The 13,961-nt window shown below is 35.4% G+C and carries 12 protein-coding genes; 1 reads left to right on the top strand and 11 read right to left on the bottom strand.

Annotation, left to right across the window (positions count from 1 at the left end; translation table 11 throughout):
• Positions 1–16 precede the first annotated feature (16 nt).
• Positions 17–193, bottom strand: a complete 177-nt coding sequence (rpsU, locus tag BKP37_RS05475; RefSeq protein ID WP_071308673.1) for a 30S ribosomal protein S21 — start codon at positions 191–193, stop codon at positions 17–19.
• Positions 194–601: 408 nt separating this feature from the next.
• Here rpsU and BKP37_RS05470 point away from each other — a divergent pair, with 408 nt between their 5' ends.
• The gene (locus BKP37_RS05470; protein WP_071308672.1) at positions 602–1,534 is read left to right on the top strand and encodes a Na/Pi symporter; all 933 of its coding nucleotides are present in this window, start codon (positions 602–604) and stop codon (positions 1,532–1,534) included.
• 90 nt (positions 1,535–1,624) lie between these two features.
• Here BKP37_RS05470 and deoC read toward each other — a convergent pair whose 3' ends face one another.
• From deoC to lepA, 10 genes are all read right to left on the bottom strand, one after another.
• Positions 1,625–2,296 carry a deoxyribose-phosphate aldolase gene (gene deoC / locus BKP37_RS05465; protein ID WP_071308671.1) on the bottom strand — a complete coding sequence of 224 codons (672 nt, stop codon included), beginning with the start codon at positions 2,294–2,296 and terminating at the stop codon, positions 1,625–1,627.
• Positions 2,297–2,493: 197 nt separating this feature from the next.
• Complete coding sequence (gene mtaB / locus BKP37_RS05460; protein WP_071308670.1) at positions 2,494–3,837, bottom strand: tRNA (N(6)-L-threonylcarbamoyladenosine(37)-C(2))-methylthiotransferase MtaB; 1,344 nt, start codon at positions 3,835–3,837, stop codon at positions 2,494–2,496.
• A 5-nt stretch (positions 3,838–3,842) separates the two neighbouring features.
• On the bottom strand, positions 3,843–4,595 hold the full coding sequence (locus BKP37_RS05455) for a 16S rRNA (uracil(1498)-N(3))-methyltransferase (RefSeq protein WP_071308669.1): 753 nt from the start codon (positions 4,593–4,595) through the stop codon (positions 3,843–3,845).
• 94 nt (positions 4,596–4,689) lie between these two features.
• A complete protein-coding gene (prmA, locus tag BKP37_RS05450) occupies positions 4,690–5,631 on the bottom strand; it encodes a 50S ribosomal protein L11 methyltransferase (RefSeq protein ID WP_071308765.1) in 942 nt (313 codons plus the stop codon).
• A 29-nt stretch (positions 5,632–5,660) separates the two neighbouring features.
• Positions 5,661–6,779, bottom strand: coding sequence for a molecular chaperone DnaJ (dnaJ, locus tag BKP37_RS05445; RefSeq protein ID WP_071308668.1), 1,119 nt, complete (start codon positions 6,777–6,779; stop codon positions 5,661–5,663).
• Between the two features lie 236 nt (positions 6,780–7,015).
• Positions 7,016–8,839 (bottom strand): molecular chaperone DnaK, encoded by a 1,824-nt coding sequence (gene dnaK, locus BKP37_RS05440; protein ID WP_071308667.1) that lies wholly within the window; start codon positions 8,837–8,839, stop codon positions 7,016–7,018.
• A gap of 41 nt (positions 8,840–8,880) precedes the next feature.
• A complete protein-coding gene (gene grpE, locus BKP37_RS05435) occupies positions 8,881–9,459 on the bottom strand; it encodes a nucleotide exchange factor GrpE (RefSeq protein WP_139193068.1) in 579 nt (192 codons plus the stop codon).
• A gap of 103 nt (positions 9,460–9,562) precedes the next feature.
• Positions 9,563–10,597, bottom strand: coding sequence for a heat-inducible transcriptional repressor HrcA (gene hrcA / locus BKP37_RS05430; RefSeq protein WP_071308665.1), 1,035 nt, complete (start codon positions 10,595–10,597; stop codon positions 9,563–9,565).
• Positions 10,598–10,860: 263 nt separating this feature from the next.
• Positions 10,861–12,000, bottom strand: coding sequence for a radical SAM family heme chaperone HemW (gene hemW, locus BKP37_RS05425; protein WP_071308664.1), 1,140 nt, complete (start codon positions 11,998–12,000; stop codon positions 10,861–10,863).
• Between the two features lie 132 nt (positions 12,001–12,132).
• Positions 12,133–13,959, bottom strand: a complete 1,827-nt coding sequence (lepA, locus tag BKP37_RS05420) for a translation elongation factor 4 (RefSeq protein WP_071308663.1) — start codon at positions 13,957–13,959, stop codon at positions 12,133–12,135.
• Positions 13,960–13,961: the final 2 nt, after the last annotated feature.

The raw sequence follows: 13,961 nt of genomic DNA, 5'->3' as shown, positions 1-13,961 counted from the left end.
TCTAAAACACCCTCTCTTAAAAGAACTTACGCTTTCTTGCTGCCTCTGACTTTTTCTTACGTTTTACACTAGGCTTTTCATAGTGCTTACGCTTTTTCACTTCTGCCAAAGTACCTTCTCGAGATATTGACTTTTTGAAGCGACGAAGAGCAGCGTCAATCGATTCATTTTTGCGAACACGAGTCTCTGCCATCTTATATTTCCCTCCCTCCGAAACAACCAATGAAACATGTTTACACTTAGTAGGTCCCATTTTTTTGCTAATGGCTAGCAAAAAAATCACAATTAAAGCCCACCATTTAACTACTAACTTTCATAGATAACCGTCTCAACGATGGTTGAATAAAAAACATGTCTTTTAAGATTATAATATAACCATTTTTTCAGGTCAACTTTTTTTATTAATACTAATTGGCGTATTTCGCAATTACCAAAAAAAAAACAATGAATATAATCTATTTTCGAGCGGTTTAGCGTTATTTAGATATAGTCATTTAGTGAAGAAAATAATAAATCATGAAATTCATTAAATTTTATAAATTTTTTTTGTCATGCTTGTACTCACATGTCCATACAAATGATAAAGAGGTGAGACAAAATCATGCAACAGTTATTTTCGCTATTTGCTGTTTATATTACAATATTTCTCTTTGGTATGACTGTTATGAGAGCCGGATTAGTAAATTTATCACAGGATCGTTTAAAATTAACTTTAATAAAAATGACTAGCACACCATTTAAAGGACTGTTAGTAGGAACTATAGTAACTGCGATCGTACAAAGTAGTTCTGCAGTAATGGTTATTACTGTCGGTTTAGTAGCAGCTAGTTATTTAACATTTAAACAATCAATCGGTATAATCCTAGGCACAAATATCGGCACAAGTTTCACTACGGAAATTATTGCATTTAATTTGACATCAGGAATTATTCCTATGTTAATTATTGGGGTTATATTAATGAATATGAAAAAACATGTAGCTTATTGTATCGGTTGCGTTTCTTTCGGTCTAGGTTGTATCTTTGTTGCTATGCAAGGTTTAGAGACGTTAGCTTATCCAATAGCTTCAATCCCTACAGCTCATAATTTCTTACAGCTCACAAATGAAAATAGCTTTATCGCTGTTGGAGTCGGAGCCGTACTATCAGCTCTAATTCAATCTAGCACCGCCACAACCGCTATTGCAATGGGCTTTATGAGCGACCGAATATTGGCCCTGCCAGCAGGCATCGGGATTGTGTTAGGGGCAAATATCGGGACTTGCTTTACAGCTATTTTAGCAAGTGTCGGATCAAAAAACTCGGCAAAACTCGTAGCATTTGCTCATATTTGGTTAAACATAATAGGTGTTTTACTATTTTTACCTTTTATTGGTTGGTTAAGCTCTATTTCTATTAGCTTAACAGCGCTACCTAATTTGCAATTAGCACATGCCGGAACGATTTTTAATATTATATCTTCAGTAGCAGTCCTACCCTTCGTACCGCTCTTTTATAAATTTGTTATTGCTTTACACGGAAATGAACAAAAATAGTGGAACACTTATAAATATATATTAAACGGGAAAAGCGTTGAAGCTTGACGCTTTCTTTCCTTGAAAAAAAAGTGAGCTATGCTCACTTTTTTAATATGTAGAATTAGATTTTTCACCTTTAACAATTGAAATTCCAGCACTTGCTCCAATTCTTGTTGCACCAGCTTCAACCATCGCTAAAGCCGTTTCACGATCTCTAACACCTCCAGATGCCTTAACACCAATATCCGGACCTACAATTTTCCTCATCAAACTAATATCAGCAACTGTTGCACCACCTGTTGAAAAACCAGTTGAGGTTTTTACAAAATCAGCTCCAGCACGAACAGCCATATCACATGCACGTTCTTTTTCTTCCTCAGTAAGTAAGGATGTTTCGATAATAACTTTCGTCAGAGCTTGCCCTTTTGCCGCTTGAACTACTGCCTGAATATCATTTTCAACTAATTCATCGTTTTTATCTTTAAGCGCACCTATGTTAATTACCATATCAACTTCAGTTGCCCCGTTTTCAATTGCATTTTTTGTTTCGAAAGCTTTGGTTTCAGGTGTATTAGCACCTAACGGAAAGCCAATAACTGTACAGACCTTAACTTCTGTACCTTCTAATATTTTTGCAGCCGTTTGTACCCAAGTCGGGTTAACACAAACAGATGCAAACTTATAATCTTTTGCTTCGTTTGCTAGTGTAATTATCTCTTCCTTACTAGCATTTGCCTTTAACAAAGTATGATCAATCATTTTTGCTAACTGCTCACTCATAAAAAAACCCCTTTCACCCTTAATCTTCTTAGATGTACGGACATCTTAAATAGATTACCATTGAATGACTGAAATTACTATCTTATTCATTAATAAAGCCATAAGTTTTTAGTTCAGTAATGAACCTTGAACAAGTATATAAACTTAATTAATTATGCTAAAAACACCTAACAAGACTCACTTGTTAGGTGTTATAATTAACTATTTAAGACTTTTTCATGCACTTCATCTTCAACAATACGTACAAAACTTCCTATATTTACTGGATAACCTGATTGATTTATTTTTACTTTAACTAATTTCCCAATCATATCCTCATTTGCAGCAAATTTCACTTTTAAATAATTGTCTGTATATCCAATATAATGTCCTTCTTCTTGATCAACACGATCTTCTGGTATAACTTCTAGGACTTCCCCTTCAAAACCCGCGGCATATTCCTTTGCTAACTGGTTTGATAACTCGATAAGCTTATGAACACGCTCATTCTTTACTTCTTCATCTACTTGATCCTCCATACGTGCTGCAGGTGTACCTGTTCGCTTAGAGTATGGAAATACATGTAATTCAGAAAACTTATGCTTAGCAATAAAATCATATGTTTCCTGGAATTCTTCATCAGTTTCACCTGGGAACCCAACAATGACATCACTAGTTACTGCAAGCCCTGGCAATGCTTCTTTTAATCGGTCTAAACGTTCACTAAAGAATTCCATTGTATACTTACGTCTCATTCGTTTTAAAACAGTATCTGAGCCTGATTGAAGAGGAATATGAAGGTGACGTACAATCTTGTTAGAATCATTGATAACCCGAATAATTTCATCGGTAATCTGACTAGCTTCTATAGATGAAATTCTAATCCTTTTTAACCCATTCACATTTTCTAACTCTTTTAATAGCTGAGCCAAGCTATAACCCTTCATGTCCTCTCCGTAACCACCCGTGTGGATCCCGGTTAGAACAATTTCTTTGTAACCAGCCTGAACAAGTTGATTTGCTTGTTTAATTACATCCTCAGGATCTCTAGAACGCATTAGTCCCCTTGCCCAAGGGATAATGCAAAAAGTACAGAAATTATTACAACCTTCTTGAATTTTCAATGACGCTCTTGTACGATCTGTAAAATTGGGTACATCTAATTCTTCATAAATACGTGTTTTCATAATGTTTCCAACGGCATTAATCGGTTTTCGTTCTTTATTATATTGGTCAATGTAATCAAGTAATTTTGTACGATCTTGTGTACCTACTACAATATCAACACCTGGAATATCTAGAATCTCTGCAGGAGATGTCTGAGCATAACAACCTGTAACACAAATAACCGCGTCTGGATTACGTCGTATCGCTCGTCTGATTACTTGTCTACTTTTTTTATCCCCTGTGTTCGTAACTGTGCATGTATTTATAACATAAACATCGGCTAATGTTTCAAATTCTTTCTTCTCATAGCCGTTTTGTTGGAATAACTGCCAAATCGCTTCTGTTTCATAATGGTTTACTTTACAACCTAGTGTATGAAAGGCAACTGTCGGCATACTCATCACCTCAATAATTCAAAATGATAGGAAACTACTGATAAGGAATATAATGCAGCAGTTTCTGTACGTAAAATTCTGGGGCCAAAACTACAAGGAATAAATCCTACTTTTTCTAGCTCCTTAACTTCTTCATTGGACAAGCCACCCTCAGGTCCAACCAAAATCATAATAGAGGAACCTACCTCTGTATTATTAATTGTTGTAACTAAATTACTCTTTTCCCCGGCTTTTGCATTTTCCTCAAATGCGACAATTTTTATATCGTAACTTTCACTTTTCTTTAACAACTGTTGAAAGGAATGATTATTATTTACTTTCGGTACAATATTACGGTAAGATTGCTCGGCCGCTTCCTTAGCAATTTTTTGTAATCTTTCAATTTTCTTTTCTGATTTTCTTTCATCCCATTTAACTATAGATCTAGAAGCCTGAAAAGGAATAAATTCAGAAGCTCCAAGTTCTGTACCTTTTTGTACAATCATATCTAGTTTATCACCTTTTGGAAGGCCTTGTGCAATGGTAACTTTTACCGGCATTTCCTTATTTTCTGCTAAATATTCAATTACACTTCCCGTAATTTCAGCTGAAGAAATTGATGTAATTTCACAACGAGCTACCAGACCTTCCTCATTAATACAAATAATCTGATCACCACTCATCATTCGCATTACTTTACTTATATGCTTGACATCCTCACCGACAATACAGAAATTCGTTTCATTTAACTGATCATTCGCTACAAAATACCTTTGCACTTTCATACACCTTCCAATTTTATTTTATAGTGAAGTACCATTAACAAAATGTAAGCTTCTACCAACGCCAACCACAAGACAGAAGCAAGGAATTTTAATTACCATTTTTCGCAATAAACGCAACCCAATCTTCCATCTCTAAGGTCTCCTCGATGATAAACCCATGTTTAAGAAGAGCATCCTTCACTTCTTGTTTTTTACCACTAATAATACCCGAAGTAATAAATGTGCCACCTTGTTTAAGTACCTTTGCCGCATCTTGAACAAAGCGTACAATAACCTCAGCTAAGATGTTTGCTACAATTAAATCTACCTTCTCATTAACTTGTTCAAGTAAATTATTTTGTTTTACCGAAACAACGTCTTGAACTTTATTTAGTTTAACGTTTATGATTGCACTTTTAACTGCAACTTCATCTAAATCAAGGGCCAATACTTTCTCTGCTCCAAGCTTTGCCGCAGCGATACTTAATACTCCTGTACCCGTACCAACATCGATAACATGGTCTTTCTCTGTAATTTTCTTTTCGATTGCCCTTACACAAAGAACTGTTGTAGGATGTGTACCTGTTCCGAAAGCCATACCTGGATCAAGTTCTATAATACATTCATCTTCTTTTTCAGGTTTATATTCTTCCCATGTCGGTGTAATGGTAATATGGTTTGAAATTTTTACGGGTTTATAATATTTTTTCCATGCTGTTGCCCACTCTTCTTCATTGACTTCGCTTATAGAGACTTTATTTAGACCAATATCAATATCATAAACTAACAATCCGTTTATTGCTTCTTTAATTCCTTCAACGGTTTCACCTAGAAAGCTGTTCACCGGAAGATATGCTTTAACTATAACTCCTTCTTTAGGATAATCATCAGGAGAGAGTTGGTAGATTTCACCAAACTGATCTTCCCAATCAGTGATAAGATCTTGCGGGTCTTCGATTACTACCCCACTTGCACCTGCCTCATGCAGAATATTACAGACAGGCTCAACAGCCTCTTGTGTTGTTTGAATACTAATTTCAGACCATTTCAATTCTACCAACTCCATCTCTTCCTAATTAATTAATCATTAAAACTTTTAAATGCTCGCTTAACTTTTGAAAAAAAATTTTCACTTTGCTCATCTGGAGCTTGATTCCCGCTTAACTCACCGAATTCCCTTAATAATTCTTTTTGTTTTTCGGTTAAATTTTTAGGAGTAATAACTCGAACTTGAATGTGCTGATCACCTTGCCCATAGCCTCTAACATTTGGAACACCTTTTCCTCTTAATCTAAAGTTTGTTCCTGTTTGTGTGCCCGCTGGAATTTTCAATTTAATTTTTCCTTGTAACGTCGGAACCTCAATTTCATCTCCAAGGGTAGCTTGAACATATGTGATTGGCATTTCACAATATAAATCATCTCCATCACGCTCAAAAAACTCATGTGGTTTTACGTTAATCACAACAAATAAGTCACCAGGTGGTCCACCGTTCACGCCGCTTTCACCTTGGCCTGAAACACGAATTTGCTGACCAGTATCGATTCCTGCTGGAATTTTGACATGAATTTTTTTACGTTTACGCACCTTTCCTTTACCACCACAAGTATTACACTTATCTTTTACATACTTTCCAGTACCCTCACAGTGGTGACATACACGTCTATTGACAACTCGACCAAATGGTGTGTTTTGCTCTACACTTAATTGACCAGTACCATTACAGTGTGAACATGTTTCAGGTTTTGTTCCTGGTTGGGCTCCAGTCCCAAAACACGTATCACACGTTTCTTCTTTAGGTATCTCAATATCAGTTTCTTTCCCAAAAACAGCTTCCTTAAACTCCAATGTCATCGTATATTGTAAATCTGCTCCTTGTCTTGGTGCATTCGGATTCCTTCTTCCGCCTCCACCACCAAAAAACATATCAAAAATATCGCTGAAGCCACCAAAGTCGCCTCCACCACCAAAACCTTGATTAGGATCAGTATGTCCAAATTGATCATAATGAGCCTTCTTTTGTGGATCACTTAACGTATCATATGCTTCTTTAACTTCTTTAAATTTCGACTCTGCATCCGCTGCTTTATTAACATCTGGATGATACTTGCGAGCTAGCTTACGATAAGCCTTTTTTACTTCATCTGCAGATGCACTTTTATCGACACCTAGCACTTCATAAAAATCACGTTTACTCATTTTGTACCCACTCCCGAATTTATTACATAACGAATATCTTAACACTATCCCTGAAAAATGTGAAGCATTAGGGGATTGGTATCTTTTATATTTTATAGCACAATACTATATTCTAACTTAAACTTTTTAATACTATCACCAATACAAACTAAGTCTACTCTAATTATTCTTATTAAAGTGGAAAAAAAGTCAAAGCCTAATAGCCTGACTTTGACTTTTTCCTCAAGGCTTGTGCCTTATTTCTTCTCATCATTTACTTCTTCATACTCAGCATCGACAACATTATCGTCTGCTTTGGCATCTTGTTGACCTTGCTCACCTTGAGCTGCTTGTGCCGCTTGCTCATATAATTTTACTGATAACGCTTGAACTATTTCTTGAAGTTCATCTTTTGCTGTTTTAATAGCTTCAATATCTGCTCCTTCAAGAGCAGTTTTCAGCTTATCTTTTGCTTCGTTAGCTTTTGTTACTTCACCTTCATCAACTTTGCCTTCAAGGTCTTTTAACGTTTTTTCAGTTGTAAATACTAAATGATCTGCCTCATTACGAAGATCTACTTCTTCACGACGCTTTTTATCAGCTTCAGCATTTGCTTCAGCATCCTTCACCATTTTATCGATTTCCTCTTCGCTTAATCCTGAAGAAGAAGTAATCGTAATGGATTGCTCTTTATTTGTCCCTAAATCTTTAGCTTTTACGTTAACAATCCCGTTTGCATCAATATCAAAGGTTACTTCGATTTGCGGAACACCACGTGGAGCTGGTGGAATATCAGATAATTGGAATCTTCCAAGCGTTTTATTATCTGCCGCCATTTGACGCTCACCTTGAAGAACATGAATATCTACTGACGGTTGATTATCACTAGCAGTTGAAAACACTTGTGACTTACTTGTTGGAATTGTTGTATTACGATCAATTAGTTTGGTAAATACAGCACCCATTGTTTCAATCCCTAAAGATAAAGGTGTAACGTCTAATAATACAACATCCTTAACATCTCCAGTTAGAACACCTGCTTGAACTGCTGCACCTAATGCAACTACTTCATCAGGGTTTACCCCTTTATGAGGATCTTTTCCAATTACCTTTTTGATAGCGTCTTGTACAGCTGGTATACGTGTTGATCCACCAACAAGTACAACTTTATCAATATCATTCGGAGTCATACCTGCATCTTGAAGAGCTTGGCGAGTTGGACCCATTGTACGCTCAACAAGTTGGCTTGAAATTTCATCAAACTTAGCACGAGTTAATGTTACTTCTAAGTGTTTAGGTCCTGAAGCATCAGCTGTAATAAATGGTAAAGAAATTTGTGTCGAAGTCACTCCTGAAAGATCTTTTTTCGCTTTCTCAGCAGCATCTTTTAATCGTTGTAGAGCCATTTTATCTTGCGAAAGATCAATAGAATTTTCCTTCTTAAACTCTGCTACTAAGTAGTCAATAATTACTTGGTCAAAGTCGTCTCCACCAAGCTTATTGTCTCCAGATGTTGCTTTTACTTCAAAAAAGCCATCACCTAGCTCAAGGATAGATACGTCAAACGTTCCACCACCTAAGTCATAAACTAAAATCGTTTGATCTTCTTGTTTTTCAAGACCATAAGCTAAAGCGGCCGCTGTCGGTTCGTTTACGATACGCTCAACTTCTAAACCTGCAATTTTACCAGCGTCCTTTGTTGCTTGACGTTGAGAGTCATTAAAGTAAGCTGGAACTGTGATAACAGCTTTTGTTACTTTTTCTCCTAAATAAGCTTCAGCATCTTCTTTTAACTTTTGAAGAATGATTGCAGAAATTTCTTGAGGAGTATATTTTTTTCCTTCTACTTCTACTTTGTGATCAGTCCCCATATAACGTTTAATCGACATAATCGTGTTTGGGTTTGTAATTGCTTGACGCTTAGCTACTTCACCTACTAAACGTTCTCCATTTTTAAAGGCAACTACTGAAGGTGTAGTTCTATTTCCTTCAGGGTTTGGGATAACTACTGCCTCTCCCCCCTCCATTACTGCTACACAAGAGTTAGTTGTACCTAAATCAATACCAATAACTTTACTCATTGACATTTCCTCCTATAAATTTATGTATCTTTATCTAGACATTATTGACTAACTTTTACCATTGAAGGTCGAATAACACGATCTTTAAGTTTATAACCCTTTTGTAATTCTTCAACGACTACATTAGGTTGATAATCTTCACTTTCAACTTGCATTACTGCTTGATGATAATGTGGATCAAAGTCTTGACCAACTGCCTCAATTACCTCTAATCCCTCATTTTTTAAAGCCTCAGTCAATTGACGATATACCATTTCCATACCTTGTTGTATAGATTTAGCTTCATCACTTTCAGCGTTAACTCCTAATGCACGATCAAAGTTATCGATGGCAGGAATCAATTCTTCTAGCAAACTTTGCGATCTATATTTGGCAGCTGCTTCCTTCTCTTGTCTTGTTCTTCGACGGAAGTTATCATAATCCGCTTGAACACGAAGCAAACGATCATTTAAATCTTTTACCTGAGTTTCAAGGTCTTGAATCCTCAATTCTTCTTCGGATAAATTTACATCTTCTTCATCTTTTAGATCGTCGCCTTGTTGAGTATCATTATCATTTTCAACTTCTTCTACTACATCTTCTTTTGTTTGTGGTTCCAATTCTTGTTCTGCTCTATCCAACTCTTTCACCTCCCTAACAAAGTAAAACTATACTATTTTCTTGGAATAAAATGACTACCAACAGGCAGAATATATATTTTTCTGCTATTTGTCAATATTTCCATTACTTATTTCTTTGATACAGACTAGTTAAAGTATTTGTCATTCCTTTAGATATATAATCTAAAACCCCTATAGTACGTCGATACTCCATTCTCGTTGGCCCTAATATCCCTATTGTACCTAAATGTTTCCCGTCTACAGTATAGGTTGCTGTGATAATACTACAATGATCTATTGCTTCATGGTTATTTTCTTGGCCAATTTTCACAGTAATCCCTGAACTATCTGATCGGAATATTTTATGAATAAGTTGTTTTTCCTCAAACATTTCAAGAAGTTGACGTACTTTTTCTACATCACGAAATTCAGGTTGAGAAAAAATGTTCGTCTTACCACCAAAGAAAATTTGATCGTTTTTCTCCTGTTTAAATGACTGTTCTAACATTTTCATCATATCTTTATAGTTGCTAATATGCATTTTCAAAACAATTCCAACTTCGGAGAAGATCTTTCCTCTAAGTTCAAGCATTGAAACACCTTTTAGTCTTTCATTTAAAATATTCACCATCATTTCAATATCTGAAAGTTTCATTCCTTCCGGTAATGAAATTGCTTGTTTCTCAACGTGGCCAGTATTAGTAACAATAATGGCAACACCAGTATCTTGAGTTAATGGGATTATTTGTAAATGCTGTAAAGTTGTTTCAAAGACTTCAGGCCCTAACACGATAGAAGTGTAACTTGTTAAATTCGACAAGATTTGAGCTGACTGTTCAATAACTTGCTCAACTTCATGAATTTTTTGAGCAAAAATTGTTTTAATGTCTTTAATTTCTGACTTTGAAAGTAATTGAGGTGATAACAAGTGATCTACGTAATAACGATAACCTTTTTGTGAAGGAATTCTACCCGCAGAACTATGCGGCTTCTCCAAAAAACCAAGTTCCTCCAAATCAGCCATTTCATTACGTATGGTTGCCGGACTATATGAAATATCATCTCTTTTAGATACACTCCTAGAACCCACTGGTTCCGCAGAACGGATATAATCATCAATAATTGCTTTTAGAATTAATAATTGACGTTCTGTTAACATTTATTTATCACCCCTGTTAGCACTCTTGGTTGACGAGTGCTAAATACTAATAATAAATTACCAAAAATCTATATTCTTTGTCAACGGTTCAGAGTAAGTTAGCTTTTAAATATAGAATATACCGAGAAAAGTTTGGTCTTTAGTGATTTTGTTATTTTACTATTTCCAAACTATGAATTTCATTAGACTTATTTGACACCCCAGCAAACTATATCGAGTTGAAAAAGACAAATTCAACTCGATATAGTTCATGAAATTCCGCACTAAAATAAAAATTTCTCAAAAACCTCGTTAGCTACAAAAAGTCCATTTCTAGTCAATCTAACTTGTCCATTAACAATTTCAACCAAACCTTGAGTTTGAAGTTGTTTAATCTCTTTTCCAAAAAAATCAAAAGGAGATTTTCCATACTTATTAACAAAACGTTCAATAGATACACCTTCTAATTTTCTTAACCCTAAAAACATTTCTTCTTCAATCTTCTCTTCAGTAGTTACGAAATGTTGCTCGTTGGCAGAACGTCCCATTGCTTCAATTAACGATATATATTTTTTAATAGGTCCAACATTAGAATGTCTAACTCCCCCTACATACCCATGGGCTCCTGCTCCAATACCATAATATTCTTCGTTATTCCAATACGTTAAATTATGCTTACTCTCATAATTACTTTTACTAAAGTTACTGATTTCGTACTGGTCATATCCATGTTCTAAAAGCACGTTCATTAATAATTCATACATCTCTACCTCTTCATCTTCTGCTGGTAAATGAAGCTTCCCTTTTCTTTGTAATTGATGAAAAACTGTTTTCTCTTCAACCTTTAAGGAATACGCAGAAAAATGCGGAATATTTAATTGTATAGCCTTTATTAAGGTCTCTTTGAACATCGAAACAGTTTGACCTGGTAATCCAAACATTAAATCTATAGAAATATTTTCGAATCCTAATGTTCTAGCTTTATCTATTGTGTCATAAATATCTTTTTCAACATGATTCCTGCCAATACGTCTAAGTAATTCTTCTTGGAAGGCCTGTACACCAATACTTAATCGATTTATACCAGCTTCCCTTATCACCGCTAGCTTTTCTTCTACCATATTACTCGGGTTAACTTCAATAGTATATTCAACATCTTCACATGGTTTATAAACATTGTTTATAGCTTTTAATAACCTTTCTAATTGAATAACTGATAAAGATGTTGGAGTCCCTCCACCTACATAAATCGATTGTATTTCTTTATAAGGAAATTGTTTTACTGTTTCTTTCATCTCGGTTTCACAAGCCGCGATATAGTCATCAACTGGCTGCCCCTTTAAAAAGACTTTGTTAAAATCACAATAATGGCAGATCTGTTCACAAAAAGGAATATGAACGTACACCGCTTTCGGACTAAACATTGGATCAACCTCTTTTTTATGGAATTTAGGATAGTAGATCATACGATCATTTATTTTCAAAGAAATTCACAATTTAAATTCATTGCGAAGAAAAACCGTAGAACTGTAACTTCTACGGTTAATCAAAATTTATTACTTATTTTCATCCATACGAAGAACAGCCATAAATGCTTCTTGTGGAACTTCAACACTTCCAACACTCTTCATACGTTTTTTCCCTTCTTTTTGTTTATCTAGAAGCTTACGTTTACGAGATATATCACCACCATAACATTTGGCCAATACATTCTTACGAATAGCTTTAATCGTCGATCTTGCAATAATTTTTTGCCCAATACTCGCCTGAACTGGAACTTCAAATTGCTGACGTGGAATTAATTCTTTCAGCTTTTCTACAATTACTTTCCCTCGCTCATAAGCTGAATCACGGTGAACAATTACCGATAAAGCATCTACTCTTTCAGCATTTAACAGAATATCCATTTTCACTAATTTCGATTGTTTATAACCAATTAGTTCGTAGTCAAAAGAAGCATACCCTTTTGTACTTGATTTTAATTGGTCAAAGAAATCATATACAATTTCTGACAGTGGGATTTCATACGTAAGTGTCACACGGTTTGCATCTAAATATTTCATATCTAGATAATTACCACGCTTCTTTTGACAAATTTCCATAACTGCCCCTACATAATCATTAGGAACCATGACAGAAGCCTTCACATACGGCTCTTCAATAAACTCAATAATTTGTGGGTCTGGCATTTTTGAAGGATTATCAATCCTTAATTCTTCCTCATTAGTAAGCGTTACTTTATAAATAACACTTGGTGCTGTAGTGATAATATCGATATTAAACTCTCTTTCAATACGTTCTTGAATAATTTCCATGTGTAATAAGCCTAAGAAACCACAACGGAAACCAAAGCCCAAAGCTTGAGAAGTTTCGGGTTCATACTGTAAAGATGCATCGTTTAACTCGAGTTTCTCAAGAGCATCCCTTAAATCATTATAATCATTCGTGTCTAACGGATACAAACCACAAAACACCATCGGATTCATTTTTCGATAACCTGCCAACGGTTCATTCGCAGAATTAGTGACGCTCGTAATTGTATCCCCCACACGGGTATCACTAACATTTTTAATCGAAGCAGTTAAAAATCCAACATCTCCAACTGTAAGTTCTTTTTGTTTTACAGGTTTTGGAGTAAACACACCTGTTTCAATTACTTCAAACTCAGCACCTGTCGCCATCATTCGAATTTTTTGTCCTGTCTTAACCGTTCCTTCAACAATTCGAATATATACGATGACACCTCGGTATGGGTCATACAACGAATCAAAAATTAAAGCTTTTAAAGGTGCTTCAGGATCACCACTTGGCGCAGGAACCTTCTCTACTACTTGCTCTAAAATTTCTTCAATACCAATCCCATTTTTAGCAGAAGCGAGTACTGCATCAGATGTATCTAAGCCAATAATATCTTCAACTTCTTGTTTAACTCTCTCTGGCTCTGCACTTGGTAAATCTATTTTATTAATGACGGGTAAAATTTCTAAGTCATTATCAAGAGCTAAGTATACGTTAGCAAGAGTTTGTGCTTCAATTCCTTGAGCCGCATCAACAATTAGTAACGCACCTTCACAAGCTGCTAAACTTCGCGAAACTTCATACGTAAAGTCAACGTGACCTGGGGTATCAATGAGATGGAAAATATAGTCTTCCCCATTTTTCGCTTTGTAACTTAACTGAACTGCATTTAATTTAATTGTAATACCCCGTTCTCTCTCTAAGTCCATTGCGTCTAGCATTTGGTCTTTCATTTCACGTTGTGTTAATGCACTCGTTTTTTCAAGGATACGATCGGCCAACGTAGATTTACCATGATCTATATGAGCAATAATTGAAAAATTACGGATTTTCTCTCTTCGTTTTAATCGTTCTTCTTTATTCATTC

Source organism: Anaerobacillus alkalilacustris (assembly GCF_001866005.1).
GTDB lineage: Bacteria > Bacillota > Bacilli > Bacillales > Anaerobacillaceae > Anaerobacillus > Anaerobacillus alkalilacustris.
This window is presented reverse-complemented; position numbering and strand designations above follow the sequence as displayed.